The following is a 26,248-nucleotide window of genomic DNA, read 5'->3' as shown; positions in this document are numbered from 1 at the left end:
GGCGCGCTACCATGGCCGCGTGCAATCGGAGGATACGCCATGGCCGGAGGCTGGGCGCGCGACGGCGCGGTGAACGAGCAGATCGAAGCCTCGATCGAGGATGAGTTGACGCGGATGCGGGCGGCGCGCGCGGGTGGCGGCGAAAGCCGGACCCATTGCGCGGAATGCGAAGAGCCGATCCCCGAGGCGCGCCGCGTGGCGGCGCCGGGCGTGACGCTTTGCATCGACTGTCAGGAGGAGCGGGACTCGCGCCCCGTCGCGCGGGGCGGGATCAACCGGCGAGGCTCGAAGGACAGCCAGCTGAAATGACCGGAGAGAAGGCGGAACGCCCGCCCGCCGGCGAAAACGCTCCGCCGCATCGTCCGCGAGGATACGCCGCAGGCGCGGCCCCGCCCGGCGCGGTTTCAGATCGAAAAGCTGGTGCCGCAGCCGCAGGAGCTGGTCGCGTTCGGGTTCTCGACCGCGAATCTGGCGCCGATCAGCTCGTTCTTGAAATCGACGACGGAGCCGGAAAGAAACGGCAGAGAAACCGGGTCGATCAGCACGGCGCCTTCTCCGGCCTCGATCACCAGATCATCCTCGGCGACCGTATCCTCAAGCGTGAATTCGTAGGAAAATCCGGAACAGCCGCCGCCGAGCACGGCGACGCGCAGGTTCTTGGGCGCGCCCTCCGCGGCGGAGATCGCGTTCAGACGGGCGGCGCATGCGTCCGTCACCTTGACCGGCAGAGTGAGATCCATGTGTTTTCTCTCGACCTCGCATCGGATATGGAGTCGTGTCGAATGTATGGCTCCTCCGGCGAAGGGACAAGGGCGGCGATGAGCGTGAAACGAGGGTGGACGGCGCGCAGGGCGCGCGCGCGGGTTCTGCGATGAGCCGCCCGCCGCTCAGCCCGGCCGCCACCGACGCCGCGAAGACCCGCGGGCGCCTGCATCCGGAGGAGGAGAGCGCGCACCGGACGCCGTTCCAGCGCGACCGCGACCGGATCATCCACTCCTCGACGTTTCGGCGGCTGAAGCACAAGACCCAGGTTTTCGTCGAACATGAGGGCGATCATTACCGCACCCGACTGACCCACAGCCTCGAAGTCGCGCAGATCGCGCGCACCACCGCGCGCACGCTCGGCGCCGACGAGGATCTGGCGGAGGCGGTGGCGCTGGCGCATGATCTCGGCCATACGCCCTTCGGCCACACCGGAGAGGACGCGCTGAACGAGATGATGGCGGAGCATGGCGGCTTCGACCACAACTCGCAGGCGCTGAGGATCGTCACCGGATTGGAGAGCCGCTACGCCGAGTTCGACGGGCTGAACCTCACCTGGGAGGTGCTGGAGGGGCTCGCCAAGCATAATGGCCCGCTGCTCGACGCCGAAGGGGCCGATCGCTCCCGGCTGCATTTCGCGCTGGCGGAATATGACGCGCGCCATGATCTGGAGCTCTGGACCCACGCCGGGCTGGAGGCGCAGATCGCCGCGCTCTCGGACGATATCGCTTATAACACCCATGATCTTGACGACGGCCTCCGCGCGGGACTGTTCGATTTCGAGGATCTGGCGGATCTGCCGCTGGTCGGCCCGGCGCTGGCGGCGGTGCGCGCGCGCTATCCGGGGCTCGACGCGCACCGGACCGCGCATGAGGCGTTCCGGCGGGTTTTCGGCGCGCTGGTCGAAGACATGCTGACCGAGACGAAGGCGCGCCTCGACGCCGCGCGGCCGGAAAGCGCCGCCGCGCTCAGGGCGCTGCCGGAGCCGGTGGCGGCTTTCTCCGAGTCGCTGAATCAGGACCTCTCGATCGTGCGCGCGTTCCTTTTCGCCCGGATGTATCGCCATTTCAGCGTGCAGCGGATGCGGCGCAAGACGGGGCGGGTGGTGCGGGACCTCTTCACGATTTTCATGGAGGAGCCGGCGCTTCTTCCCGAAGAGTGGGGCGAGGCGGCCGGACACGCGGCCTCGACCGGGCTTCGCGCCCGCATCGTCGCCGATTACATCGCCGGCATGACCGATCGCTTCGCGCTGGAGGAGCATCGCAAACTGACCGACCCGATGACGCCGGTCTGAGCGCGGCGTCTGGTCGGAAACGCGTGGATGCCTCTCCGGACCTGTGTTAGACGGCCCGGAAAAGCCGCAAGAGCGGCCCTGCAGCATGCTTGAGAGTGACGACCGCCATGAATCTCTTCGCCGATATTCTGAACCTCGTCGAGGCGTCGCTCGACGCGATGACCGCCGATGGGGCGCTTCCCGCAGGGCTGGACCGTGGGGCGGTGACGGTGGAGCCGCCGCGCGACCCCGCGCATGGCGACATGGCGACGAACGCGGCGATGGCGCTGGCGAAGCCGGCGGGGATGAACCCGCGGGCTCTGGCCGCTCTGCTCGCGCCGCGCCTCGAAGCCGACGAGCGGGTGATGGAGGCGACGGTGGCCGGGCCGGGGTTCATCAATCTGCGGCTCGCGCCGGCGGTCTGGCTCGCCGCGATCGCCGAGGCTTTGCGCGCGGGCGTCGATTTCGGCCGCGCGGATATCGGCGGCGGCCGGCGGGTGAACGTGGAGTTCGTCTCCGCCAACCCGACCGGGCCGCTCCATGTCGGCCACGCGCGGGGCGCGGTCTTCGGCGACGCGCTGGCGGGACTGCTGGATTTCGCCGGCTGGGACGTGACGCGCGAATACTACGTCAATGACGGCGGCGCGCAGGTGGATGTTCTCGCCCGATCCGCGCATCTTCGCTATCAGGAGGCGCATGGCCGCGCGGTCGAGATCGCGCCCGGCCTTTATCCCGGCGATTACCTCGCGCCGGTGGGCGAGGCGCTGAAGGCGGAATTCGGCGACAGCCTGCTCGATGCGCCGGAATCGGAATGGCTGCCGCAGGTTCGCGCCTTCGCCACGGAGCGGATGATGGACATGATCCGCGCGGATCTGGAGGCGCTCGGCGTCAGGATGGACTGGTTCCAGTCCGAGAAGGCGCTGTACGGCGCCGGCAAGATCGACGCCGCGCTGAAGGCGCTGGATGAAAAGGGCCTGATCTACGAAGGCGTCCTGCCGCCGCCGAAGGGCAAGGTCCCGGAAGATTGGGAGCCGCGCGAGCAGACCCTCTTCCGCTCCACCGCCTATGGCGACGATGTGGACCGCCCGGTGAAGAAATCCGATGGCGGCTGGACCTATTTCGCCCCCGATATCGCTTATCACTTTGACAAGATAGAGCGCGGCTACGATCTCCTGATCGATGTGTTCGGCGCCGATCATGGCGGCTATGTGAAACGGATGAAGGCGGTCGTCGCCGCGCTCTCGGACGGGCGCACGCCGCTCGATATCAAGCTCTGCCAGCTGGTGCGGCTGTTCCGGAACGGCGAGCCCTACAAGATGTCGAAGCGCTCCGGCGATTTCGTCACCCTCCGCGAGGTGGTGGACGAGGTCGGCGCCGGCGTCGCCCGCTTCACGATGCTGACGCGCAAGAACGACGCCCCGCTCGATTTCGATTTCGCGCGCGCGCTGGAGCAATCGAAGGACAATCCGGTTTTCTACGTCCAGTACGCCAACGCGCGCGTCCATTCGGTTCTGCGCGGCGCGGCCGAGCAGGGCGTCGCCTGCGACGACGCGGCGCTGGCGGCGGCCGATCTTTCGGGGCTGGAGCATGAGGCGTGGGTCGAGTTGGCGAAGAAGATCGCCGAATGGCCGCGTCTGGTGGAGACGGCGGCGCATCATCATGAGCCGCATCGCGTCGCCTTCTATCTTTACGACCTCGCCGGCGTCTTCCACGCGCTCTGGAATCGCGGCCGCGAGATCGGCGATCTTCGCTTCCTTCAGGAGGACGACAAGGCCGGCGCGCCGGCGAGATTGGCGGCGATTCGCGCCGTTTCTGTTGTGATCTCGTCCGGTCTTGGTATCCTGGGCGTGACCCCGTTAACCGAAATGCGGTAAAAGCAGGTATATTTGGGGTTGGAGCAGAAGGCGACCACCATATAAGGTGGCGCAAAGGCACAGGCGAAAACCCCATGCGGGATGATTCTTATCTTGAAGCCGGCGCCGCCGCGAAGGCGGCCGCAAGGAAATGGCGCAATGGCGCCGTCACGGCGGCCGGCGCCGTCGTTTCACTGGCCATTCTCGTCGCCGTCGTCACCTGGTCCTACCGGCTGGGCATGCGCGACGCGGAGGATATTCCGGTGATCCGGGCCGAGGCCGGGCTGACCAAGATCCGCCCCGAAGAGCCGGGCGGCCAGGAGGTCGCGCATCAGGACCGGGCCGTCTATCACGCGCTTTCCGGCGGCGGGGCCGAGCCGACGACGAAAGAGGCGGCGGCGCTGGCGCCTCCTCCCGCCAGCCTGACCCCGGCCGACAAGGCGCCGGCCTCGCTCTCGCCGGAGCCGGCGCCGCGCCCGGAGACGGCGCCTGATCGCGCGCTCGCCGCCGCCGCGGCGGAGGTGGGGGGCGATCCTGATCCGCAGGCGGCCGAAACTGGCGCCGCCGCCGCGCCCGACGCCGCCGAGGCGGAGGCGCCGGCGGAAGATCCGCTCGCCGCCGCGGTCGCCGCCGCGGTCGCCGAGGTGATCGGCCAGGACCGCGCGGAGAACGCCAGCGATCAGGCGCCGCGTTACGCGCCGCCCGCGCGCGCGCGCCCCAGCCCCGCCGCCCGCGTCGCCGCCGCCCCGGTCGAGCCGCGCGAGGCCGCCCGCGCCAGCGCGATCCAGATTCAGCTCGGCGCCTTCGAGAGCGAAGCCGTCGCGGCGGCGCAGTGGGAGGAGATCAAGGGCCGCAACGGGGACCTGCTGACCGGACGGGGCAGGGTGATCACCTCGGTGCAGTCCGGCGGGCGCACGCTCTGGCGGCTTCGCGCCGGCCCGTTCGACGAGATCTCCGCCGCCGCCGCGCTCTGCCGCGCGCTTCAGGCGCGGGGCGAAGCCTGCATCGTGGCGCGGGCGCGCTGATGGCGCCCGGCGCGCTCATCCTCGGCTGCGCGGGGGGCGCGCTTTCGGCGCGGGAGCGGGATTTTTTCCGCGCCGCGGACCCGTGGGGCTTCATCATCTTCGCGCGGAATGTCGAAAGCCCGGACCAGCTTGCGGCGCTGACCGCCGAGATGCGGGCCGCCGTCGGCCGACAGGCGCCCGTTCTCGTCGATCAGGAGGGCGGGCGCGTGCAGCGGCTTCGCCCGCCGCATTGGCGCGCGTTTCGCCCGGCGATGGCCGAATGCGAGGGCCGCCCGCTTGAGGTCGCGGCGGAGGCGCTCGTCCTTCGCTATCGGTTGATCGCGCACGAGTTGAACGCCGCCGGCGTCGACGTGAACTGCGCGCCGCTTCTCGACGTGGCGACGCCGGACCTGCATCAGGCGATCGGCGACCGCGCGCTGGCGCGCGACGGGGCCCGCGTCGGAGCGCTCGGCCACGCGGTGAGGCGCGGGCTGATGGCGGGCGGGGTTCTGCCGGTGGTGAAGCATCTCCCGGGTTATGGCCGCGCCGACGTGGACCCGCATCTCTCGCTCCCGGTCGTCTCCGCCTCGCGCGCCGCTCTGGAGCAGGATTTCGCGCCTTTTCGCGCCCACGCCGACGCGCCGATGGGCATGACCGCGCATCTCATGATCGACGCGGTGGACGCCGAATATCCCGTCACCTTCTCCGGCCCCTGCATCGACCTGATCCGGGATGAGATCGGCTTTCAAGGGCTGTTGATGACCGACGATATCTCCATGGGCGCGCTTCAGGGCTCGATCGCCGAGCGGGTGACGGCGAGCCTCGACGCCGGCTGCGATATCGTTCTGCACTGCAATGGCGACATGGCCGAAATGGAGGCCGCCGCCGAAGCCGCCGGCCGGCTTGAAGGCCGGGCGCTGGCGCGCGCGCGCGCGGTGGACGCGCTGCCGCGGGCGGTGGAGGAGATCGACATCGCCGAGGTGGAGCGGCGCTACCGCGCGCTCGACCCGGCGAAGGCGGGCGCCCATGCGTGACGAGCGCGCGCCCGAACAGCCTTTTCCGCCAGAGCGGCGGGAGGAGGAGGGCGCGCTCTTCACCGCGCCCCGCGCGGGAGCGGCGGATCCGGAGGCGCTTCTCGTCGATGTGGACGGCTTCGAAGGGCCGCTCGATCTGCTGCTGACGCTGGCGCGCGGCCAGAAGGTGGATCTTCGCCGCGTCTCGATCCTGCAACTGGCGGAGCAATATCTGGCGTTCGTCGCCGCGGCGCGGAAACTGCGGATCGAGATCGCCGCGGATTATCTGGTGATGGCGGCCTGGCTCGCCTATCTGAAGTCGCGCCTGCTTCTGCCGCCGCCCGAAGAGGACGAAGGCCCGAGCGCGGAGGACCTCGCCGCGCGGCTCGCCTTTCGGCTGGAGCGGCTGGAGGCGATGCGCACCGCCGGCGCGCGGCTGATGGCGCGCGATCAACTCGGCCGCGAGATCTTTCCCCGCGGCGAGGAGGAGAGCCAGGCCGTGCGCCGGAGGGTGGAATGGACCGCTTCGCTCACCGACCTCCTGACCGCCTACGCCCGGATCAAGACGAAGGACAGCTACGAGCCGCTGCACCTTCGCCGCGCGCCGGTTTATGCGCTCGAGGATGCGGTGAAGCGGCTGACGGACCTGATCGGCGACGCGATGGACTGGACCGCGCTCTCGGCGTGGCTCCCCGATGATTGGGCCGGCGCGCCGGAACGCAGGCGAAGCGCGCTCGCCAGCCATTTCGCGGCTTCGCTGGAGCTTGTGAAACGCGGCGAGGCCGAAATCCGTCAGGATGACATCTTCGGCCCGCTCATGCTCCGCGCGCCCCGGCGCGCCGACGCGGCGACGCGCCATGCCTGAAACGCCGCCCGAAAGCCTCTTTCGCGCGCCGCCGATGGAGGAGCAGGAGCGCATGGTCGAGGCGCTGCTTTTCGCCTCCGCCCAGCCGCTCGAACTGAAGGAGATGGCGGCGCGGATGCCGCATGGCGCGGATCCGGCGGAAGCGCTGGCGCGGCTTCGTCGCCGCTATGAGGGACGGGGCGTCACGATCCGCCGGGTCGGCGCGGGATGGGCGATCCGCACGGCGCCCGATCTCGGCTTTCTCATGCGCCGCGATCAGGTCGAGCGGCGCCGCCTGTCGCGCGCCGCGGTGGAGACATTGGCGATCATCGCCTATCATCAGCCGACGACCCGCGCCGAGATCGAGGAGATCAGGGGCGTCTCCGTCTCGCGCGGCACGCTCGACATGCTGATCGAACTCGAATGGGTCCGGCTCGGCCGGCGCCGGATGACGCCGGGGCGCCCTGTCACCTTCGTCACCACCGATCGGTTTCTGGACCAGTTCGGGCTGGAGAGCCCGCGCGACCTGCCGGGCGTGAAGGAGCTCCGCGACGCCGGGCTTCTCGACAATCGCGGCGCGCTCGAGGCCGATGGCGAGGAGGAGGAGGACGACGCCCCGGCCGCCGAAGGGCAGGACGAACTTTTCGAGTGACATCCGCGCGCCCTTACCCCGGGGCGAAGTCTCCTTGTTGCTTGCGGAGCGGGTCTGCGGTTGAGTAGAGATGAGGGAACAGGGGCGGTGAACGCCTCGGCTTGGGGAGGTGTGGCGTGAGCCGCATATGGGTTTCTTGCCGGCGCGCCGCGCCCGACGGGCGAGGCCGCGCCCGACCCGGATCCCGGGTGTGAGCGCCGCCGCGCCCAGGGTGGAAGGCGAGCCCGCCTCGCTCACAGTAGAGAATGTCGTGCTGAGCTTCGGCGGCGTGAAGGCGCTCAGGGGCGTCTCCTTCGGTGCGGAGGCGGGGGCGATCACCGCGCTGATCGGGCCGAACGGCGCGGGCAAGACCTCGATGTTCAACTGCATCTCGGGCTTCTACCGGCCGGAATCCGGGCGGATCCTGCTGGACGGCGAAGATATCGGCGCCCTCCGGCCGCCGCGGCGCGCCGCGCTCGGCATGGCGCGCTCCTTTCAGAACATCGCGCTTTTTCGCGGCATGACGGTGCTGGACAACATCAAGCTCGGCCGCCACGCGCACATGAAGACCAATCTTCTGCAGGCGTTCCTTTACGCCGGGCCCGCCGCCCGCGAGGAGATGGAGCTTCGCCGCGAGGTCGAGGAGCGGATCATCGACTTTCTGGAGATCGACCATATCCGCAACATGCCGGTCTCGGTTCTCTCCTATGGACTGCAAAAGCGCGTGGAGCTGGCGCGCGCGCTGGCGATGCGCCCGCGCATCCTGCTCCTCGACGAGCCGGTCGCCGGCATGAACCGGGAGGAGACCGAGGACATGGCGCGGTTCATCCTCGACGTGAAGGAGGAATGGGGCGCGACCATTCTGATGGTCGAGCATGACATGGGGCTGGTGATGGACATCTCCGATCATGTCGCGGTGCTGAATTTCGGCGCGCTGATCGCCAGCGGCCCACCCGCCGAGGTGCAGGCGGATCCGCTCGTCGCCGAAGCCTATCTCGGCAGCGGCGATCCCGCGGCGCTGATGAGGCGGCTGGCGGCGGAGGCGGCGACATGAACGGCGAGCTTCTGTTCTTCATCGAGGTCTCCCTCGCCGGCCTCGGCTCGGGCGCGCTTCTGGCGCTGACGGCGCTCTCGTTCGTGCTGATCTACAAGGCGACGCGGGTCGTCAACCTTGCGGTGGGCGAATTGCTGATGCTCGGCGCCTATCTCTTCTTCGCCTTCGCGGCGGGGCTCGGCCTGCCGGTCTGGGCGGCGCTGCCGCTGGCGGTGATCGGCGGCGGCGCGGTCGGCGCGGTGATCGAGCGCGGGGTGATCCGCCCGCTGCTGGGGGAGAGCCCGATCTCGGTCCTGATGGTGACGATCGGGCTCGGCTCGATCATCGTCGGGCTGGTCGAGCTGATCTGGGGCACCGATCCGCGGAGCCTGCCCGCGTTCATCGACAGCGCGCCGCTCTTTCTCGGGGAGGCCTACATGTCCCGGAAGATCGCCGTGAGCTTTCTCGTCGCGGCGGGGGTGATCGCGATCTTCCTGATCCTGTTCCGCTTCTGGCGCGGCGGGGTCGCGCTCCGCGCCACGGCCACCGATCAGGCGGCGGCCTATTCCTGCGGCGTCAACGTGCCGGGGGTGTTCTCCGCCGCCTGGATCATCGGCTGCGCCACCGCGGCGGGGGCGGGCGTCCTGCTCGGGGCGATCGGCGGGATCGCGCCCTCGATGGGCGTCTTCGGACTCTCGGCGCTGGCGGTGGTGATCGTCGGCGGGCTGGATTCGGTGCTGGGCGCGCTGGTCGCGGGGCTGGCGCTCGGGCTGATCCAGTCCTGGGCGGGCGCCTTCATGGGCGGCGACTACCAGAGCGTCGTGACCTTCAGCCTGATGATCGCGGCGCTGATGATCCGGCCTTACGGCCTGTTCGGCGTCCATGAGATCGAAAGGTTGTAGCGATGATCATCGGCACGGCGAAGGAGACCTATCGCGCCGACGAGGCGCTCCTGACCACGCGGCCGCAGCAGGTCTGGACCGGCGCGCTGATCGCCGGGCTGGCGGCGCTGCCGTTTTTCTTCAACGATTACTGGCTTTACCTGATCTGCCTCATCGCGATCAACGTCATCGCCGCCACCGGGTTGAACATCCTCACCGGCTTCACCGGGCTGGTGAGCCTCGGGCAGGCCGCCTTCATGGCGGTCGGGGCCTATACCGTCGCCTGGCTGGAGCGGGATGTGGGCTCGCCCTTCCTCCTGAACATCCTGCTCGGCGGCGGGGTGGCGGCCGCGATCGGCGTCGTCGTCGGCATCCCCAGCCTCCGGGTCAAGGGGCTCTATCTCGCCATCGCCACCATCGCCGCGTCCTTCATCCTGCATTTCATCTTCGTGCATTGGGAATCGGTGACCGGCGGCAATGGCGGCGCCAATGTCGCCCCGGCGCGCGTCTTCGGGGTCGAGCTGATCACCTATTTTCAGCTTTACTGGGTGATCATGCCGCTGACGATCCTGATGGTTCTCGGCGCGGCGAACCTGTTTCGCACCCGCATCGGGCGCGCCTTCATCGCCATTCGCGACCGGGACATCTCGGCCGAGGTGCTGGGTATTCCGCTGCTTCGCTACAAGCTGATGAGCTTCGCCGTCGCCTCTTTCTACGCCGGGGTGGCCGGCGGACTCTGGGCCTATTTCTTCCGCGTGGTGACGCCCGAGAGCTTTCCCTTCATCGCGTCGATCTTCCTTCTCGCGGCGATCATCGTCGGCGGCATGGGCACGATCATCGGCGGCGTCGTCGGCGCGCTCTTCATGACGCTGACGCCGGAGCTTTTGCGCTTCGCGGTGGAATGGGCCAGCCCCTGGGTGCCGAACGCGGGGGTTCTGCTCTCGCCGGTGCGCACCATTGTCTTCGGCGTGCTGATCGTCGGCTTTCTGGTGTTCGAGCCGCAAGGGCTGGCGGAAATCATCCAGCGGGTGCGCCGCCATTTCCGGCTGTGGCCGTTCAGGACCTGATGAAAACAACAATGGAAAACGGGAGAAAACGAATGTCCGAGCTGACCAGACGCACCCTGATGGGGATGATGGCGACCGCAGGCCTGACGCTGAGCGCCGGCGGCGCGAGAGCGGCGGGGGACGATATCGTGATCGGCGCCTCGTTGCCGATGACCGGGGTCTTCGGCTTCGCCGGGGTCGCGATCGAAGCCGGGATGCAGGACTATATCGAGATCGCCAACGCGGATGGCGGCGTCGGCGGGCGGAAACTCCGGCTCGCCTATGAGGACACCGGCTACAAGGTCGACCAGTCGGTCGCGGTGTTCAACAAGCTGCTGAGCCAGGAGGAGATCCACCTCTATTATGGAGACTCGACCGGCTTCGCCAAGACCATCGCGCCGGAGCTGGCCCGCGCCAAGAGCATGATCATGGGCGGCGCCTCCTTCGCCAGCGAGCTGAACGACCCCGAGGCCTATCCCTACACCTTCATCGCCGGTCCGGATTACACCGAGATGGTCGGCATCCTCCTCGAATATATCGCGAAGGAGACGCCCGGCGCGAAGCTGGTTCTGGTCAATTCGGACAGCGAATTCGGCCGAGATCCGATCGAGAAAACCCGCGCCCGGGCGGCGGAGCTCGGTCTCGAAATCGTCGAGGAGATCATCACCGCTCCGGGCTCCGTCGATGTCTCGACCGAAGTTCTGAAGCTTCGCCGCGCGAGGCCCGACTACACCATCTTTCACGGCTATATCATGGCGCCGATCCCGGAATTCATGTCTCAGGCCAAGTCTCTGGGCCTGACGACGAAATTCATGGGCACGTTCTGGTCGATGGACAGCTCGCTCTGGAACACGGTGGGCGAGCTCGCCGACGGCTTCATGGGCGTGATGCCGTATCGGTACTATTACGACGACGCCGAAGACGCGCCGATGCTGGACAAGATCCGCGAGATGCGGCCCGAATATCAGGCCACCGGCTACATGCAGGGCTTTCTCTCGGCGATGGTGATGATCGAATCCGCGCGCCGGGTCCTCGCCGCCGGTCAGGAGCTGAACGGCGACACGTTGAAGGCGGCGATGAACACCATCGAGAACTTCGACACCGGCGGCGTCATCGGCGTTCCGATCTCGACGCCCGGCAACTCGATCCCTGTCGGGCGCGTCTATCAATACAGCGCCGCCGAGCAGAAGATGCTGCCGATGTCGGACTGGATCAGCCTGCAGGAGTGATGAAGCGTGAGCGCGGACGCCATTCTCGACATCGAGAATATCGAGGTCGTCTACAACAAGTCGGCGCAGGTCCTCCGGGGCCTGTCGCTGACGGTTCCGCGCGGGCGGGTCGTGACCCTTCTCGGCTCCAACGGGGCCGGGAAGTCGTCGACGCTGAAGGCGATCTCGCGCCTTTTGAGCCTGGAGAACGGGGAGCTGACCGCCGGGCGGATCCTGTTCAATGGCCAGGACACCGCCGAGATGGCGCCGCACCAGCTGGTGCGCAAGGGGCTCTTTCACGTCATGGAGGGGCGGCGCATCTTCGAGGATCTGACCGTCGAGGAAAATCTCGTCGCGGCGACCTTCGCGCTCATCGGGCGCGGGGCCAAGGCGCCCTCCTTCGATCTCGTCTATGAATATTTCCCGCGCCTTCATGAGCGGCGCTCCGCGCGCGCCGGCTATCTTTCCGGGGGCGAGCAGCAGATGCTGGCGATCGGGCGGGCGCTGATCGCGCAGCCCTCGCTGATCCTTCTCGACGAGCCGTCGCTCGGCCTCTCGCCGCTGCTGGTCGAGGAGATCTTCACCATCATCGCCCGCATCAACCGGCAGACCGGGGCCTCGATGCTGCTGGTCGAGCAGAACGCGGCGGTGGCCTTCGCCATCTCCGAATACGGCTACATCATGGAAAACGGCAGGATCCAGCTGGACGGCCCGAGCGCGCGGCTGGTCGCCGATCAGGATGTGCGCGAATTCTATCTCGGCCAGGCCGGCGGCGCGGCGCGGAAAAGCTATCGCGACGTCAAGCATTACAAGCGCCGCAAGCGCTGGTTGTCCTGAGATGCGGACGCCGGCCGAGACCGTCTCCTATCCCGAAGCGACCCTGCCGCAGATGCTGCGCCGGAATGCGGAGCGCTGGCCGACCCGCCGCGCCATCCGGCAGAAGGATTTCGGCATCTGGAAGGTGACGGACTGGAAGACCTATTTCGAGCGCGCCTCCGCGGTCGCGCTTGGCCTGCGCCGGCTCGGCCTCGACGAGGGCGGGCGCATGGCGGTTCTCTCCGAAAACCGGATCGAATGGGTGCTCGCGCAGCTTGGCGCGGGCTCCGCCGGAGCGATCACCGTCGGCGTCTACCCCACCAGCCCGGCGCCGGAAGTCGCCTATGTCCTCGAGCATTCCGACAGCCAGATCGTCATCTGCGAGGATCAGGAGCAGGTCGACAAGGTGCTCGAGATCCGGAGCCAGCTTCCGAAGCTCGCCCGCATCGTGGTGATCGAGACGCGGGGGATGCGCGCCTATCCGCCCGATCTCGTCACCAGCTTCGCCGCGCTTGAGGCCGAGGGGCGCGCGGACGCGGCCGCCGCCCGCGCCCTGGTGGACGAGACGCTCGCCCGGCAGAGCCTCGATGACACCGCGCTGATGATCTACACATCCGGCTCCACCGGCAGGCCCAAGGGCGCGATGCTGAGCTACCGGAATCTGCGCGCGCAGGCCGTCGCCGTGACGGAGCGGCTCGGCCTCGGGCGGGAGGATTCCCATCTCTCCTATCTGCCGCTCTGCCACGTGGCCGAGCAGATGACCACGACGATGGCGCCGATCTACAACGCCAGCCTCGTGAATTTCGGCGAGTCTCTCCGCACTGTGCAGGAGGATCTCCGCGAGGTGGCGCCGACGATGTTCCTCGGCGTGCCGCGGATCTGGGAGAAGCTGCATGCGTCGATCCATATCGGAATGCTGGAGGCGGGCGGCCTCAGGAAGCTGCTCCATGACCGCGCGCTGAAGGCCTGCGCGCCCTTCGCCGATCTTCCGCCGGAGCGGCGGAGCGTCGCGCAGCGGCTGACCTTCCTTTTCTGGTATCTGCTGGTCTTTCGCGCCCTTCAGAACTTCATCGGCCTTCGCCGCGCCCGCATCGCGATGACCGGGGCCGCTCCGATCGCCCCGGTCATCGTGGCTTATTTTCGCACCATCGGCGCGCCGCTGGTCGAGGTCTACGGCGCGACCGAGACCACGGGGATCGCCCTCGGGCAGCGGCTGTCGCGGCTGGAGCCGGGCGGCGTCGGCGAGGTGGTCGTGAACGCCGAAGCCCGCGTCGGCGAGGTCGGGGAGCTTCTGATCCGGGGCGATATCGTCTTCGAAGGCTACTACAAGAACGAGGAGGCGACGCGGGGCGCCATTCGGGACGGCTGGCTCCACACCGGCGATGTGGTGGAGGAGAGTGACGGCCAATACCGGGTCGTCGATCGGCTGAAGGACATCATGATCACCGCGGGGGGCAAGAATCTCTCCCCGTCCGAGATCGAGAACGCGATGAAGAGCAGCCCCTATATCAAGGAATGCGTCGCCATCGGCGAGCGGCGCAAATACGTCGCGGCGCTGATCCAGATCGATTTCGAGACCGTGGGAAAATGGGCCGAGGAATCGCGGCTCGCCTACACCACCTTCCGCAATCTCTCCGAAAATCCGGCGGTGCGCGACCTGATCGAGACCGAGGTGGCGAAGGCCAACAGCGGCCTCGCGCCGGTCGCGAACATCCGGCGGTTCCATCTTTTGACCAAAGAGTTGGACCATGACGACGACGAGGTGACCGCGACCATGAAGGTGCGCCGCGCCAACATCGCCGCGAAATACGCCGATCAGATCGAGGCGCTCTACGCCTGACGGCGCGCGCCTCCGGTTCTGGCGCGGCGCCGTCGCGCCGGGCGCATCGGCCCGCAATGGGCGTTTGGCCCGGCGACCTGCGGAGCCCCGGAGCCATTTCCGCCCGGCTGTGGAGGCGGAGCGGATGGGCGCGGCGTCAGGCCTTGATCCAGTATTCTTCGAGATGCATCTCGAAGGTCGGATGCATGTCGGCGCCTCTGACGCCGGGTCTGACATGGCGATAGATCGACCGCCAATAAGGTTGGATCATGACGCCCTGCTCCTGCAGGATCTCCTCGATCCGCTTCATCACCTTGCGCCGCTCTTCGACGTCGGCGAGAGACATCGCCAGGTCGAGCTGCTGATCGAACTCCTTGTTCGAAAATGCGCTTTCGTTCCAGGCGGCGCCGGAGCGATAGCCAAGCGCGAGCGCCTGAACGCCGAGCGGGCGCATGTTCCATTCGGTGGCCGAAAACGGATACGTCATCCAGTTTTCCCAGTAGGTCGCGCCGGGAAGAATGGTCCGCTTGATGTTGATCCCGGCGTCGCGGATCTGCGCCGCGACGCTGTCGCAGGTGTCGCGCTGCCAGTTGTCGTCGAGCGAGATCAGGTCGAACTCATGGTCCGAAAGCCCGGCGGCGTCGATCGCGGCCTTCGCCGCGGCCGGGTCGGGCGCGAGCGGCGGCAGCTTGGCGTATTCGGGGTGGATCGGGCAGACATGATGGTTCTCGGCCACCGCGCCGCGGTCGCCATAGCCAAGCTCCAGCACCACCGCGTTGTCCACCGCCATCGACAAGGCCCGGCGCACCTCAAGCTGGTCATAGGGCTCGGCGAGCTGATTGTAGCGCACGGTGATCGTCGCGGCGGACGCGGTTTTGGATTTCTCCCAGCCGAACGCGTCCATGATGTCGATGAAATCGCCGGTGGTCTGGTAGAGCATGTCGATTTCATCGGCTTGCGCGGCCGCGACCCAGGTGGAGATATCGGTGCCGAAATCGATGAATTCGATCCGGTCGAGCCACGCGCCCTCGCCCCACCATTTGTGGCCTTCCTTCCTCACCAACACGCCCCTGACGTGGGCCTCGTAACTTTCGGGAACATAGGGGCCGGTGCCGATCGGGTTGTCCGCGGGGTCGCCCCCCGAATAGGACGAGTGGACGATGGCGGCGGGATAGTCGGACATGTTCGGGATGATGGTGATGTCCGGCTGGTTCAGGGTGAGCTTCACGGTGTGCGAGTCCAGCACCCGGATCGCGCCGTCGCGGGCTTCGCCGGTGTCGGGATCGATCAGCCCCGCGACCCGCGTCGCCATCGAGTTGCCTTCCGCCGAACTGTCGGCCCAGAGCGCGATGTTCCGCGCCACATCCTCGGCGGTGAAGGCGTCCCCGTTGTTCCAGGCGACGCCCTTGCGAACGTTCAGGATGTATTCGGTCGCGTCCTCGTTGACCTCCCAGCTTTCAAGAAGGCGCGGCTCGAAGGCGCCGTCGCTTGTGTAGCGGACGAGATATTCCAGCCAGCCGCGGGTGAAGTTCGCGATCTGCGACCAGTCGGCTGCGCGCGGGTCCCTCAATTCCCTCAGCTCCATCTGGATGCGGAGCGTGCCGCCGGGCGCGCCGGCGGCGGCCGCGCGCCGGGGCGCCGAGAGGCCGACCATCGCGTAGGCCGCGGCCGCCGTGGCGCCGAGGGCGCAGGCGCGGGTCAGAAATTCGCGCCGACCGATATGGCCGGCGCGGTATTCCTCGGCGTAGGTCGCGACGGCCCAGTGCATCGGCGCGCCGCTCAGCGTGGTTTTTGAGCCGTTCATGGCATTCTCCTGTCCGCCGCCGCGCGAGGAGGCCGCAGCCGGCCGTCGCGGTTCGCGAAACGCATCCCTACTCAGATGGCGCCCGCGCCGCGGAAAACGAACGGTGAGTGTGGCCTTGAAGATTGTGTCATATCAACCCCCGCCTCAGCGAGGCGCGCGCGCTGACCACTGGCGTCCGCCGCCCAGCGCTCTAGTATGCGGGCGATGATCCCGGCGGCATGAGGTGAGCGAGATGAAATTCGGGGTTGGACAGGCGATGCGGCGAAAGGAGGATCGGCGGCTCCTCACCGGCGACGGTCGGTTCATCGACGATCATGCGCCGGAGGGCGCGCTCAGCGCGTTCGTGCTGCGTTCGGGCTCGGCGCATGCGCGGTTCACCCTTTCGGGTCTGGAGGAGGCGCGCGCGGTGCCTGGCGTGCGGCTCGTCTATGTCCATCAGGATATCGCGGACCGGCTCATCCCGCTCACCTGTCTGATCCCGATTCCGCAGCGCGGCGGCGGTCGGCAGGCGCAGGTGGCGCAGCCGCACCTTGCGGACGGAACCGTGCGCTATGTGGGAGAGCCGGTGGCTTTTATCGTCGCGGATACGCTGGACCGCGCGCGGGACGCGGCCGAGCTGATCGAGGTCGATTACGACGAAGCGCCGGTTGTCGTCGACGCCGCGGCCGCGCTCGCCCCCGGCGCGCCGAACCTGCATGAGACCGCGCCCGGCAATCTGGCTTACGACTGGGAGGCCGGCGACGAGGCCGCCGCCGCCGCGGCCTTCGCCGGCGCCGCGCATGTGGTTCGCGCTCATGTCGTCAATCAGCGGCTGGCCGTCACGGCGATGGAGACGCGGGGCGCCCTGATCCGGTATGACGCGGCCGACGGCCGGTGGGAGGGGTGGATCGGCAGCCAGGGCGCGCATGCGATGCGCGACGGCGTCGCCCAATCTCTCGGGGTCGAGCCGAGCCGCCTGCGCATCCATGCGCCGGATATCGGCGGCGGCTTCGGGATGAAGACCATGCAGCATCCGGAATACGCGCTTGTGGCGCTGGCCGCGAAGGACAGCGGCCAGCCGGTGAAATGGATCGCCGACCGGGCGGAGAGTTTTCTTTCCGACGCGCAGGCGCGCGATCTTCAGGTCGATATCGAAGGCGCGTTCGACGCCGATGGGCGGCTTCTGGCGCTCCGGTCCGACGGGGTCTCCAATCTCGGCGCGTATTACTCCACCTGCGGCCTTGCGGTCCACACGCTGTTCTCCAGCGTGCTGATCGGCGGGCTGTACCGGGTTCCCGCCGCTTATGTCCGGGTGCGCGGCGCCCTGACCAACACCACGCCGACCGACGCCTATCGCGGCGCCGGGCGCCCGGAGGTCATCCACAACACCGAACGGCTGATGAGCGCGGCGGCGCGTCAGATCGGGATGGATCCGGTCGCGCTTCGGCGGATCAATCTGCTCACCCCGGAGGAGACGCCCTACGCCACGCTGGGCGGCCTGACCTTCGACAGCCTGGACCCCGCGCGGGTGATCGATGTCGCGCTGGAGGCGGCGGATTATGACGGCTTTTCCGCCCGCGCCGAAGCCGCCGCCGCGCAGGGGCGCGTGCGCGGCCGCGCGGCGATCTATTACATGGAGAGAACCGGCGGCGGGCCTGACGAGAACGCGGAGATCACGATCTCCGCCGAGGGCGATGCGGTGATTCATGTCGGCACGCAATCGACCGGGCAGGGCCATGAGACGACCTGGGCGCAAATCCTGCATGAGAATCTCGGCCTCGAATGGGACCGGATCAGCCTGGCGGATGGAGACAGCGACGCGCTGCCGCTTGGCGGCGGAACCGGCGGCTCGCGCTCCGCGATCATGGCGAGCCGGGTGATCCGGCTGGCGGCCGACGAGATCATCCGGAAATGCCGCGCCGCCGCCGCCGAAGAGTTGGAGGCGGCCGAGGAGGATGTCGAGTTTCTGGCCGCCGAAAGCGCGTTCATCGTGGCGGGCACGGACCGCCGCGTCGGCTTGCCGGCGGTGGTGCGCGCGCTGGGCGGCGTCACCGGCTTCGGCAAGGTCTCGGATACGACGGCGAGCTTCCCGAACGGATGCCACATCGCCGAGGTGGAGATCGACCGCGAGACCGGGCGCGTCTCGCTTGAGCGCTATACGCTGGTCGACGATTTCGGCGTCATCATCAACCCGCTGCTCGCCGGCGGCCAAGCGCAGGGCGGAGTCGCGCAAGGCGTCGGTCAGGCGTTGCTGGAGCACGCCGTCTACGACCCCGAGACCGGGCAGCCGCTGGCCGGCAGCTTCATGGATTACGCGGTGCCCCGCGCCGACGATCTGCCGGCGCTCGAGCCGCATTTCGTGGAGATCCCCTGCCAGACCAATCCTTACGGCGTGAAAGGCGGCGGCGAATCGGGGACGGTGGCGGGAATCCCGGCGGCGACGCTTGCGGTTCATGACGCGCTGATCCGCGCGGGCGGGCGCGAGATCGAGGGGCCGTTCACGCCGTTCCGGGTCTGGACGGCCTTGCGGCGGGATTGAAGGGCGGAGCGCAGGCGGGGCGGACTCCTTGTCCGCGTCTTTCGCGTCCCGAACCGCCGCCGGACGGCGAAATCATGCCCGCCGCCGACGGAGGCGCCCGTTCGGCTCAATGGCCATGAGGCCGTCCGCTCGAAGGATCAGCCGGAAGGCGCTCGCGCTCTATGGCCGCGGCCGGGGCGTCAGACCCGGCCGTGGCAGTGCTTGTATTTCTTGCCGCTTCCGCAGGGGCAGGGGTCGTTCCGGCCGATCTTGGCCGCCGCCGCCGTCGCCCGCGTGGCCGTGGCGACGCGCGCGCCGCCGGCCGCCGCGGACGCGTCCCCGGTTTCGGCCTCTTCGGGCGGCGCCGCCGGCCGCTCGGCTCCGCCTCGCATCGCCTGCATGATCTCCGGCGGGATCTGCGGCTGCGCCGCCGCGTCGGCGGGAAGCTCCTCGCGGCAGAGCCGCCTCGTCAATTCGGACCGGATCCGGTTCATCATCGCGTTGAAAAGCTCGAACGCCTCGGATTTGAACTCGTTCAACGGATCGCGCTGCGCGTATCCGCGAAGGCCGATGACCGATCGCAAATGGTCGAGCGTCGTCAGATGATCGCGCCAGGCGGCGTCGATCGCTTCGAGCAGGATGGTCTTTTCGGCCGCCCGCATCCGCTCCGCGCCATGGCGCGCGACGCGTTTCGCGGCCTGCTCCGCCAGCGCTTTCTCCAGCCGCTCGCGGATCGCCTCGTCATCGACGCCCTCTTCCGCCGCCCATTCGGCGATGGGAAGGTCGAGAGCGAACATCTCCTTCACCGCCTCGGCGAGGCCGTCGACATCCCATTGCTCCGCGTAGGCGCGGGGCGGGATATGCGATGAGACGAGATCGTCGGCCAGGGAGGCGCGCATCTCCGCCACCGTGTCGGCGACGTCCTGGGCCTCCATGACCTCGCGGCGCTGCGTGAAGATCGCCTTGCGCTGATCGTTCATCACATCGTCGTATTTCAACAGATTCTTGCGGATATCGAAGTTCCGCGCCTCGACCTTGGCCTGGCTCTTCTCGATCGCCTTGTTGACCCAGGTGTGGACGATCGCCTCGCCTTCCTGCAGGCCGAGCCGCTGGAGCATGCCGTCCATCCGCTCGGAGCCGAAGATCCGCATCAGGTCGTCTTCGAGGCTGAGATAGAAGGTGGAGCGGCCGGGGTCGCCCTGCCGGCCGGAGCGGCCGCGAAGCTGATTGTCGATCCGGCGGCTCTCATGGCGTTCGGTCGCCAGCACCCAGAGCCCGCCGGCGGCGACCACCTTCTCCCTCGCCTCCGCGACTTCGGCCTTGATCGGGTCGACGATTTCGGCGTGTTGCCCGTCCTCGGCCTCCTTCTTCAGCACCTGCATCGCGGAGTTGACGAGTTGCTGGGTGACCATCTGCCGGATCACCTGCGCGCGCGCCTCGGTCTGTTTCGGGTCGTCCAGCGGCGGCTGCGCGGCGACGATCTGCTCCACCGCGGCGTTCACCTGCGCGTCGATCGCGTCGCTCTGGCTCTTGAGCAGCGCGGCGAGAATGCGGCCTTCGGGGTTGCCGCCAAGCTGAATATCGGTGCCTCGGCCGGCCATGTTGGTGGCGATGGTCACCGCGCCCGGCGCCCCGGCCTGAGCGATGATCTGCGCCTCTTGCTCATGAAAGCGCGCGTTCAGAACCTGGTGCGGCACGCCTCCGGGCTGTTTGGCGAGCTCATCGAGCTGGTCCGCCTCGGCGTTCAGCCGCGCGATCTCGGCCGCTTCCTTTTTCTGGTTCAGCTTGGCTGCGAAGGCGCGAAGTTTCGCCGCGGCGTCGCGAAGAACGCCGGGGTTCTTCAGCATCCCCGACAGCATCTCGGATTTTTCGATCGAGGTGGTGCCGACCAGAACCGGTTGCTGGCGGGAATAGGCGCCGGCGATGGCTTGAATGATCGCGATATATTTCTCTTCGGCGGTGCGGTAGACCTGATCGTCGTCATCGATGCGCGCCACCGGGCGATTGGTGGGAATCTCCACCACCTCCAGCCCGTAGATCGAGGCGAACTCCTCCGCTTCTGTCATCGCGGTGCCGGTCATTCCGGCGAGCTTGTCGTAAAGCCGGAAATAATTCTGAAAGGTGACCGAGGCGAGCGTGACGTTCTCCGGCTGGATCTTCTGCCGCTCCTTCGCCTCCACCGCCTGATGCAGCCCTTCGCCCCAGCGCCGCCCGTCCATCATCCGGCCGGTGAACTCGTCGATGATGACGATCTTCCCGTCCTTGACGATATAATCCTTGTCGAGCTGATAGAGCTTGTGCGCCCGGAGCGCCTGGTTGACGTGGTGAACCAGGCTCGCGTTCTCGGGGTCGTAAAGCGTCGCGCCCTCGGCCAGGAAGCCGGCCGCGCGCACCAGCGTCTCCACCTTTTCGGTCCCTTCCTCGGTCAGGATGGCGGTGCGCTGCTTCTCGTCAATCTCGTAATGCTCGGGCGTCAGCTCGGGGATGAGCTTGTCGATCGCGATATAGAGGTCCGACATGTCCGTCGTCGGACCGGAGATAATGAGCGGGGTCCGGGCCTCGTCGATCAGGATGCTGTCGACCTCGTCGATGATGGCGAAGTGATGGCCGCGCTGCACCATCTGATCGAGGCTGTATTTCATGTTGTCGCGAAGATAATCGAAGCCGAGCTCGTTGTTCGTCGCGTGGGTCACGTCGGCGGCGTAAGCGGCCTTGCGGCTGCGGTCGTCCATGTTCGGCACGACCACGCCGACGGTGAGGCCGAGAAAGCGGTAGATCCGGCCCATCCAGTCCGCGTCCCGGCGGGCGAGATAATCGTTCACCGTGACGACATGCACGCCCTTGCCCTCGAGCGCGTTCAGATAGACCGGCATCGTCGCGACGAGGGTCTTGCCCTCGCCGGTCTTCATCTCGGAGATGTTCCCCTGATGCAGCATGATCCCGCCGATCATCTGCACATCGAAGGGGCGCATGCCGAGCGTGCGCCGGGCGGCTTCCCGGACGGTCGCGAAAGCTTCGGGGAGAAGCGCGTCCAGCGTCTCGCCGTTCGCGAGCCGCGCGCGGAACTCGGGCGTCTTCGCCTTCAACTCGTCATCCGACAGGGCCTCGAACGCGGGCTCCATCGCATTGATCGCCTGAATCTGTTTCGCCACGCCCTTTACGGCGCGGTCAGTGGTCGTGCCGAAGACCTTTTTCGCCAATCCGCCGAAGCTCAGCATCGCTCGTCCTTGATCCATCGGCGCCGCCCCGGCGCCAGTCAGGTTGGCATATCCCCAACGGTGCGCGGTTTTCACGGGGCGCCGCCGAGGGGGCGCTTGTCCGCTGCGGCCCAACATCGTAGATGAAAGCGTCGCGCGCGCCGTTCGAGCCCGTGGGCCGGGGCGAGATGTATGCGTCGCCCCTTGGCCTGTCAACGTCGCGCGCGCGTATCATTGGCTTTCACGCCGGTGCGCGAAGGTCGAATCTGCAACGTTGAGGCCGGGCGCGTCCTGGCCGACCGGAGAATTTACATGCGATTTCTCGCGCCTCGTCTCGCCGTCGCCGCCGCCTTTCTGATCATGGCCGCCCCAGTATCGGCCGAGGATGCGGCGCCCGCCAACGCGGAGCCGGCGGCGGAAGCCGCGCCCGCCGATCCCGCAATGGTGATCGCCACGGTGAATGGCGAGGAGGTGACGCTGGGCGGCCTGATCGCGCTTCGCGCGGAGCTGCCGCCGCAGTATCAGGCGATTCCGGATCAGGCTCTTTACGACGGGCTGCTCGAGCAGATCAGCAACCAGATTCTGCTGCGTCAGGAAGCGGAGCGGAGCGGGCTCGCGGACAGCGCCGGCGTGAAGCGGGCGCTCGAGTTCCAGCGCACCAGCTTTCTCGCCGAGCTTCTTGTGCGCCAGCGCCTGAACGAGGAGATCACCCGGGAGGCGGTCGAGGCGAAATACGAGAGCGACTATGTCGGCGCGCCGGAAGTGACGCAGTACAAGGCGCGTCATATCCTCGTCCCCGACGAGGCGGACGCCAGGGAGATCGCCGAATCCGCCCGCGCGGAAGGCGCCGATTTCGCCGAACTGGCCAAGACCCGCTCCAAGGGGCCGTCGGCGCCGTCGGGGGGAGATCTCGGCTGGTTCGAAAAAGGGCAGATGGTGCCGGAGTTTGAGGGCGCGGTGTTGGCGCTGAAGCCGGGCGAGGTCTCCGAGCCGGTCAAGACCCAGTTCGGCTGGCATGTGATCCTGCTGGAGGAGACGCGCGCCCGTCCGACGCCGCCGCTCGACGAAGTGCGCGAGGAGATCGTCGGCGCGATGAGCAACGACGTCACGCGCGCGGTGGTCGATGAGCTGCGCGCCGCCGGCGACGTGGAGCTCCCCGAGGGGCGTCCGGGCCTCGACCAGATCCGGAACGACGATCTCATCGCGGAATAAGGCGACGACCATGAAAGAAGAAGCGGCGGCGACGGGCGGAACGTCCACGGCGGAGAAGATCGCTTTGTTGAAGGATCGCGCCGCCGCGCTCCGGAAGGATCTGGCCGACGTGGAGCGGGAACTGGCCGCTCTCGACCCGGCGGCGGCGGGCGGCGGGACGGCGAAGGCGACGCCGGCGTCGCCTTTCGCCCGGGCCTTCCCCGATCTCCCGGTGGTGAAGGGCGTGCGGTTCGCCGCCGTGGCCGCCGGGGTTCGCTATCGGGGGCGGAAGGACGTGATGCTGGCGGAGATCGCGCCGGGCGCCGCCATCGCCGGCGTCTTCACCCGCTCGTCCACCCGCTCCGCGCCGGTGGACTGGTGCCGGGCGCGGTTGGCCGGGCTGGAGGCGGCGGCGCCGAAAGGGCCGCTCGCCATCGTCGTCAATTCCGGCAATGCGAACGCGTTCACCGGCGGCGCCGGCATGAAGGGCGTCGAGAGGGTGGCCGCCGCCGCCGCCGCCGCCGTCGGCGGCGAGCCGGCCGGGGTTTTCATCGCTTCGACCGGCGTGATCGGCGAGCCGCTTCCGGCGGAGCGGATCACCGCGAAGCTTGACGAACTCGCCGCCGCGCTTTCTCCCGGCGCCGGCCGCGCCGCCGCCGATGCCATCATGACGACGGACACTTTCGCCAAGGGCGCGGGCCGCACCATCGATCTCGGCGGCGTCCCTGTGGCTATCGCCGGGTTCGCCAAGGGCTCGGGCATGATCGCGCCCGACATGGCGACAATGCTCGGCTTCGTCTTCACCGACGCGCCGGTCGGGCGGGCGCTGTTGCAGGAGATGGTCTCCGACGGGACGACGATCAGCTTCAACGCGGCGACGGTGGATGGCGACACTTCTACGTCGGACACGCTTCTGGTCGCCGCGACCGGGGCCGCCGGCGGCGCGCCGATCCTCTCGCGCGACGATCCGCGCGCTGCGCCTTTCGAGGCGGCGCTCCGGGAGGTTCTGGTCGACCTCGCGCAGCAGATCGTGCGCGACGGCGAGGGGATCTCGAAATATGTCGCGGTGAAGGTGACGGGCGCCGCCTCCGACGCTTCCGCCGCCATTGTCGCCCGCGCGATAGCCAATTCGCCGCTGGTGAAAACCGCGGTCGCCGGCGAGGACCCGAACTGGGGCCGGATCGTGATGGCGGTCGGCAAATCGGGCGAGCCGGCGGAGCGGGATCGGCTTTCGATCCGGCTCGGCGACATCCTCGTCGCGGAAAACGGCTGGATTGCGCCCGGCTACCGGGAGGAGGCGGGCGCCGCCTACATGAAGGGCGACGAGATCGAGATCACCGCCGATCTCGGCGTCGGCGCGGGCGAGGCCGTGGTCTGGACCTGCGATCTCACGCATCGCTATATCGAGATCAACGCGGATTATCGGTCTTGAGCGTCGTCCTCGTCGCCGCCGCCGCGCTGATCGACCGTGACGGGCGCGTCCTTCTGGCGGAGCGCCCGGCCGGCAAGCCGATGGCCGGGCTCTGGGAGTTTCCGGGCGGCAAGGTGAAGCCGGAGGAGACGCCCGAGGCGGCGCTGATCCGCGAGCTGCAAGAAGAGCTCGGCATCGACACCTGGAAAAGCTGCCTCGCGCCGCTGAGCTTCGCCAGCCACGCCTATCCGGATTTTCATCTGCTGATGCCGCTCTTCGCCTGCCGGAAATGGAACGGCATTCCCGCGCCGCGTGAAGGCCAGCGGCTGAAATGGGTCCGCCCCGCGGATTTCGGCGCTTACGAGATGCCGCCGGCCGATATTCCGCTGGTCGCGGTTCTTCGCGACTGGCTCTGATCGGGCGGGCCGGTCAGCCGCGCCGCTCGCTCTCCTGAAGCCGGGGCATGATCTCGACCATGTTGCAGGGCATGTGCCGATAGTCGAGCTGATGCGCGAGGATCTCGTCCCACCCGTCCCGGCAGGCGCCGGGGCTGCCGGGAAGGGCGAAAAGATAGGTCCCGCCCGCCACGCCGGCGCAGGCGCGCGACTGGATCGTGGAGGTGGCGATCTTGGCGTAGGAGATCATGTGGAATACGGCGCTGAAGCCGTCGATCACCTTCTCGTAGACCGCCTGATGCGCCTCCACCGTCACATCGCGCCCGGTGAGCCCGGTGCCGCCGGTGGAAATGACGACGTCGACGCCGGGATCGGCGATCCAGGCTCTCAGCCGCGCCTCGATCTCGCCGCGGTCGTCGATGACGATGGCGCGGGCCGCCAGATGATGCCCCGCGGCCTTCAGCCGTTCGACGAGGATATCTCCGGACCGGTCTTCGGCCGGGGTTCGCGTGTCCGAGACGGTGAGGACCGCGATGCGGACCGGGATGAATTCACGATTCGGGTCGAGCTTCATGACGACAGCTTTCAATCGGGCGCCGCGGCGCCGTCCAGCACGGCCCGGAGCGAGAGGAGATCGCGCCAGCTCTTGGCCTTTTCAGCCGGCTGACGAAGAAGATAGGCGGGATGCAGCGTGAGAAGAAGCGGCCGGCCTCCGGCGCGGGCGGGCCTCAGCCAGCGGCCGCGCATCTTCGTGATCGCGACCGGACGCTCCAGCATCGTCGCCGCCGGGGTCTTGCCGAGCGCGACGATGATTTCGGGTTCCGCGAGCGCGATATGGCGTTCGAGAAACGCCCAGAGCATCTCCGCCTCGTCGGTCGAGGGGGCGCGATTGCCGACCGGGCGCCATGGGACGATGTTGGCGATATAGGCGGCGGAGGCGGGATCGCTGGAGCGCCGGTCGAGGCCGATGGCGGCCAGCATCCGGTCGAGAAGCTGGCCCGACCGGCCGACGAAGGGCTTGCCTTGCCGATCTTCTTCGCGTCCCGGCGCCTCGCCGATGAACATCACCCGCGCCGCGGGGTCGCCATCGGCGAAGACGGTGTTTCTGGCCCCGAGCTTCAGCGCGCAGCCCTCGAACGCCGCGAGCGCGCGTTCCAACTCGGCGAGCGTTCCCGCCGCCGCCGCGCTTCGCCGCGCTTCGCTGATGGCGGCGTCGGCGCCGCCGGAGGCCGCCTGCGGCGGGGGCGGGGACGGAGGCGCGACCGGCGGCGGCGTTCTCTTCGTCGCCGCCCGCGTCTCGGCGGATGCGGCGAACCGGTCGATGGGCGCATCTGCGACGCATTCGTCCGCGCCCATCTCGATCTGCCATGAAAGGGCGGCGAGAAGGGCGGCGGCGTCATCCTGGGCGGGGGCGGCGTTCATGCGCCGACTATAGCCGCGCCGGCGCCCGCCCGCCAGATCGTCCGGCGGGCGCGCCGCGCCGGCCGGCCGCCATCCTGCGGCGGCGCGTCCCGGCCGAAAGCGCCGGCGCGGCCATTCCGTCCTTGGCGACGGGGCCTTGGCCATGATC

Annotated in this window: 22 protein-coding genes; 17 read left to right on the top strand and 5 right to left on the bottom strand. The window is 68.4% G+C overall.

What is annotated here, in order from left to right:
* Positions 1 to 39 precede the first annotated feature (39 nt).
* Positions 40 to 309: a DksA/TraR family C4-type zinc finger protein gene (locus tag WG921_RS15280; RefSeq protein ID WP_340110115.1), complete on the top strand. Its 270-nt coding sequence runs from the start codon at positions 40 to 42 to the stop codon at positions 307 to 309.
* 95 nt (positions 310 to 404) lie between these two features.
* Here the strand turns inward: WG921_RS15280 and erpA are convergent, their stop codons facing one another.
* Complete coding sequence (gene erpA, locus WG921_RS15275; RefSeq protein WP_340110114.1) at positions 405 to 740, bottom strand: iron-sulfur cluster insertion protein ErpA; 336 nt, start codon at positions 738 to 740, stop codon at positions 405 to 407.
* Between the two features lie 131 nt (positions 741 to 871).
* On the opposite strand from erpA, the gene WG921_RS15270 reads away from it, so the two are divergent.
* The 12 genes from WG921_RS15270 (at position 872) to WG921_RS15215 (ending at position 14,204) form a co-directional block, all read left to right on the top strand.
* Complete coding sequence (locus WG921_RS15270; RefSeq protein WP_340110113.1) at positions 872 to 2,056, top strand: deoxyguanosinetriphosphate triphosphohydrolase; 1,185 nt, start codon at positions 872 to 874, stop codon at positions 2,054 to 2,056.
* Between the two features lie 107 nt (positions 2,057 to 2,163).
* On the top strand, positions 2,164 to 3,909 hold the full coding sequence (gene argS, locus WG921_RS15265) for an arginine--tRNA ligase (protein WP_340110142.1): 1,746 nt from the start codon (positions 2,164 to 2,166) through the stop codon (positions 3,907 to 3,909).
* Between the two features lie 74 nt (positions 3,910 to 3,983).
* Positions 3,984 to 4,913, top strand: a complete 930-nt coding sequence (locus WG921_RS15260) for an SPOR domain-containing protein (protein ID WP_340110112.1) — start codon at positions 3,984 to 3,986, stop codon at positions 4,911 to 4,913.
* On the top strand, positions 4,913 to 5,926 hold the full coding sequence (locus WG921_RS15255) for a glycoside hydrolase family 3 N-terminal domain-containing protein (protein ID WP_340110111.1): 1,014 nt from the start codon (positions 4,913 to 4,915) through the stop codon (positions 5,924 to 5,926). Before WG921_RS15260 ends, WG921_RS15255 begins: the two co-directional genes overlap by 1 nt.
* Positions 5,919 to 6,770 carry a segregation and condensation protein A gene (locus tag WG921_RS15250; protein WP_340110110.1) on the top strand — a complete coding sequence of 284 codons (852 nt, stop codon included), beginning with the start codon at positions 5,919 to 5,921 and terminating at the stop codon, positions 6,768 to 6,770. The genes WG921_RS15255 and WG921_RS15250 overlap by 8 nt, the downstream gene beginning before the upstream one ends.
* The gene (gene scpB / locus WG921_RS15245; protein WP_340110109.1) at positions 6,763 to 7,401 is read left to right on the top strand and encodes an SMC-Scp complex subunit ScpB; all 639 of its coding nucleotides are present in this window, start codon (positions 6,763 to 6,765) and stop codon (positions 7,399 to 7,401) included. Before WG921_RS15250 ends, scpB begins: the two co-directional genes overlap by 8 nt.
* Before the next feature lie 190 nt (positions 7,402 to 7,591).
* A complete protein-coding gene (locus tag WG921_RS15240) occupies positions 7,592 to 8,434 on the top strand; it encodes an ABC transporter ATP-binding protein (RefSeq protein WP_340110108.1) in 843 nt (280 codons plus the stop codon).
* Positions 8,431 to 9,315 carry a branched-chain amino acid ABC transporter permease gene (locus WG921_RS15235; RefSeq protein ID WP_340110107.1) on the top strand — a complete coding sequence of 295 codons (885 nt, stop codon included), beginning with the start codon at positions 8,431 to 8,433 and terminating at the stop codon, positions 9,313 to 9,315. Before WG921_RS15240 ends, WG921_RS15235 begins: the two co-directional genes overlap by 4 nt.
* A gap of 2 nt (positions 9,316 to 9,317) precedes the next feature.
* A complete protein-coding gene (locus tag WG921_RS15230) occupies positions 9,318 to 10,361 on the top strand; it encodes a branched-chain amino acid ABC transporter permease (RefSeq protein ID WP_340110106.1) in 1,044 nt (347 codons plus the stop codon).
* A 32-nt stretch (positions 10,362 to 10,393) separates the two neighbouring features.
* The gene (locus WG921_RS15225) at positions 10,394 to 11,569 is read left to right on the top strand and encodes an ABC transporter substrate-binding protein (protein ID WP_340110105.1); all 1,176 of its coding nucleotides are present in this window, start codon (positions 10,394 to 10,396) and stop codon (positions 11,567 to 11,569) included.
* A gap of 6 nt (positions 11,570 to 11,575) precedes the next feature.
* Positions 11,576 to 12,385 (top strand): ABC transporter ATP-binding protein, encoded by an 810-nt coding sequence (locus tag WG921_RS15220; RefSeq protein WP_340110104.1) that lies wholly within the window; start codon positions 11,576 to 11,578, stop codon positions 12,383 to 12,385.
* 1 nt (position 12,386) lies between these two features.
* Positions 12,387 to 14,204, top strand: a complete 1,818-nt coding sequence (locus tag WG921_RS15215) for an AMP-dependent synthetase/ligase (RefSeq protein ID WP_340110103.1) — start codon at positions 12,387 to 12,389, stop codon at positions 14,202 to 14,204.
* A 136-nt stretch (positions 14,205 to 14,340) separates the two neighbouring features.
* Here WG921_RS15215 and WG921_RS15210 read toward each other — a convergent pair whose 3' ends face one another.
* Complete coding sequence (locus WG921_RS15210; RefSeq protein WP_413788601.1) at positions 14,341 to 15,987, bottom strand: ABC transporter substrate-binding protein; 1,647 nt, start codon at positions 15,985 to 15,987, stop codon at positions 14,341 to 14,343.
* 232 nt (positions 15,988 to 16,219) lie between these two features.
* On the opposite strand from WG921_RS15210, the gene WG921_RS15205 reads away from it, so the two are divergent.
* On the top strand, positions 16,220 to 18,505 hold the full coding sequence (locus tag WG921_RS15205; protein WP_340110102.1) for a xanthine dehydrogenase family protein molybdopterin-binding subunit: 2,286 nt from the start codon (positions 16,220 to 16,222) through the stop codon (positions 18,503 to 18,505).
* A 179-nt stretch (positions 18,506 to 18,684) separates the two neighbouring features.
* Here the strand turns inward: WG921_RS15205 and secA are convergent, their stop codons facing one another.
* Positions 18,685 to 21,702, bottom strand: a complete 3,018-nt coding sequence (gene secA, locus WG921_RS15200) for a preprotein translocase subunit SecA (RefSeq protein ID WP_340110140.1) — start codon at positions 21,700 to 21,702, stop codon at positions 18,685 to 18,687.
* Positions 21,703 to 21,993: 291 nt separating this feature from the next.
* Between secA and WG921_RS15195 the strand changes: the two genes are divergently transcribed.
* The 3 genes from WG921_RS15195 to WG921_RS15185 are packed head-to-tail and all read left to right on the top strand — an operon-like array spanning position 21,994 to position 24,699.
* The gene (locus WG921_RS15195) at positions 21,994 to 22,893 is read left to right on the top strand and encodes a peptidylprolyl isomerase (RefSeq protein WP_340110101.1); all 900 of its coding nucleotides are present in this window, start codon (positions 21,994 to 21,996) and stop codon (positions 22,891 to 22,893) included.
* 10 nt (positions 22,894 to 22,903) lie between these two features.
* Entirely contained in the window at positions 22,904 to 24,304 is a 1,401-nt protein-coding gene (gene argJ / locus WG921_RS15190) for a bifunctional glutamate N-acetyltransferase/amino-acid acetyltransferase ArgJ (protein WP_340110100.1), read from the top strand.
* Entirely contained in the window at positions 24,301 to 24,699 is a 399-nt protein-coding gene (locus tag WG921_RS15185) for a (deoxy)nucleoside triphosphate pyrophosphohydrolase (RefSeq protein WP_340110099.1), read from the top strand. Before argJ ends, WG921_RS15185 begins: the two co-directional genes overlap by 4 nt.
* Before the next feature lie 13 nt (positions 24,700 to 24,712).
* On the opposite strand, the gene moaB is transcribed toward WG921_RS15185, so the two are convergent.
* Positions 24,713 to 25,252, bottom strand: coding sequence for a molybdenum cofactor biosynthesis protein B (moaB, locus tag WG921_RS15180; RefSeq protein ID WP_340110098.1), 540 nt, complete (start codon positions 25,250 to 25,252; stop codon positions 24,713 to 24,715).
* 11 nt (positions 25,253 to 25,263) lie between these two features.
* Positions 25,264 to 26,244, bottom strand: coding sequence for a uracil-DNA glycosylase (locus WG921_RS15175; RefSeq protein ID WP_413788600.1), 981 nt, complete (start codon positions 26,242 to 26,244; stop codon positions 25,264 to 25,266).
* Positions 26,245 to 26,248 lie beyond the last annotated feature (4 nt).

The sequence above is a fragment of the Paludibacillus litoralis genome (genome assembly GCF_037646705.1).
Lineage (GTDB): Bacteria > Pseudomonadota > Alphaproteobacteria > Rhodobacterales > Rhodobacteraceae > Pikeienuella > Pikeienuella litoralis.
The sequence above is the reverse complement of the archived record's forward strand: the minus strand, read 5'-3'. Positions and strand labels throughout refer to the sequence as shown.

Bases quoted from the DNA above. Each gene is read 5' to 3' on its own strand.
- WG921_RS15250 (WP_340110110.1), top strand. From the start codon at position 5,919: ATGCGTGACGAGCGCGCGCCCGAACAGCCTTTTCCGCCAGAGCGGCGG.
- WG921_RS15280 (WP_340110115.1), top strand. From the start codon at position 40: ATGGCCGGAGGCTGGGCGCGCGACGGCGCGGTGAACGAGCAGATCGAA.
- secA (WP_340110140.1), bottom strand. From the start codon at position 21,702: ATGCTGAGCTTCGGCGGATTGGCGAAAAAGGTCTTCGGCACGACCACT.
- erpA (WP_340110114.1), bottom strand. From the start codon at position 740: ATGGATCTCACTCTGCCGGTCAAGGTGACGGACGCATGCGCCGCCCGT.
- moaB (WP_340110098.1), bottom strand. From the start codon at position 25,252: ATGAAGCTCGACCCGAATCGTGAATTCATCCCGGTCCGCATCGCGGTC.
- scpB (WP_340110109.1), top strand. From the start codon at position 6,763: ATGCCTGAAACGCCGCCCGAAAGCCTCTTTCGCGCGCCGCCGATGGAG.
- argS (WP_340110142.1), top strand. From the start codon at position 2,164: ATGAATCTCTTCGCCGATATTCTGAACCTCGTCGAGGCGTCGCTCGAC.
- WG921_RS15225 (WP_340110105.1), top strand. From the start codon at position 10,394: ATGTCCGAGCTGACCAGACGCACCCTGATGGGGATGATGGCGACCGCA.
- WG921_RS15175 (WP_413788600.1), bottom strand. From the start codon at position 26,244: ATGGCCAAGGCCCCGTCGCCAAGGACGGAATGGCCGCGCCGGCGCTTT.
- WG921_RS15230 (WP_340110106.1), top strand. From the start codon at position 9,318: ATGATCATCGGCACGGCGAAGGAGACCTATCGCGCCGACGAGGCGCTC.
- WG921_RS15210 (WP_413788601.1), bottom strand. From the start codon at position 15,987: ATGAACGGCTCAAAAACCACGCTGAGCGGCGCGCCGATGCACTGGGCC.
- WG921_RS15215 (WP_340110103.1), top strand. From the start codon at position 12,387: ATGCGGACGCCGGCCGAGACCGTCTCCTATCCCGAAGCGACCCTGCCG.
- WG921_RS15205 (WP_340110102.1), top strand. From the start codon at position 16,220: ATGAAATTCGGGGTTGGACAGGCGATGCGGCGAAAGGAGGATCGGCGG.
- WG921_RS15235 (WP_340110107.1), top strand. From the start codon at position 8,431: ATGAACGGCGAGCTTCTGTTCTTCATCGAGGTCTCCCTCGCCGGCCTC.
- WG921_RS15260 (WP_340110112.1), top strand. From the start codon at position 3,984: ATGCGGGATGATTCTTATCTTGAAGCCGGCGCCGCCGCGAAGGCGGCC.
- argJ (WP_340110100.1), top strand. From the start codon at position 22,904: ATGAAAGAAGAAGCGGCGGCGACGGGCGGAACGTCCACGGCGGAGAAG.
- WG921_RS15195 (WP_340110101.1), top strand. From the start codon at position 21,994: ATGCGATTTCTCGCGCCTCGTCTCGCCGTCGCCGCCGCCTTTCTGATC.
- WG921_RS15270 (WP_340110113.1), top strand. From the start codon at position 872: ATGAGCCGCCCGCCGCTCAGCCCGGCCGCCACCGACGCCGCGAAGACC.
- WG921_RS15255 (WP_340110111.1), top strand. From the start codon at position 4,913: ATGGCGCCCGGCGCGCTCATCCTCGGCTGCGCGGGGGGCGCGCTTTCG.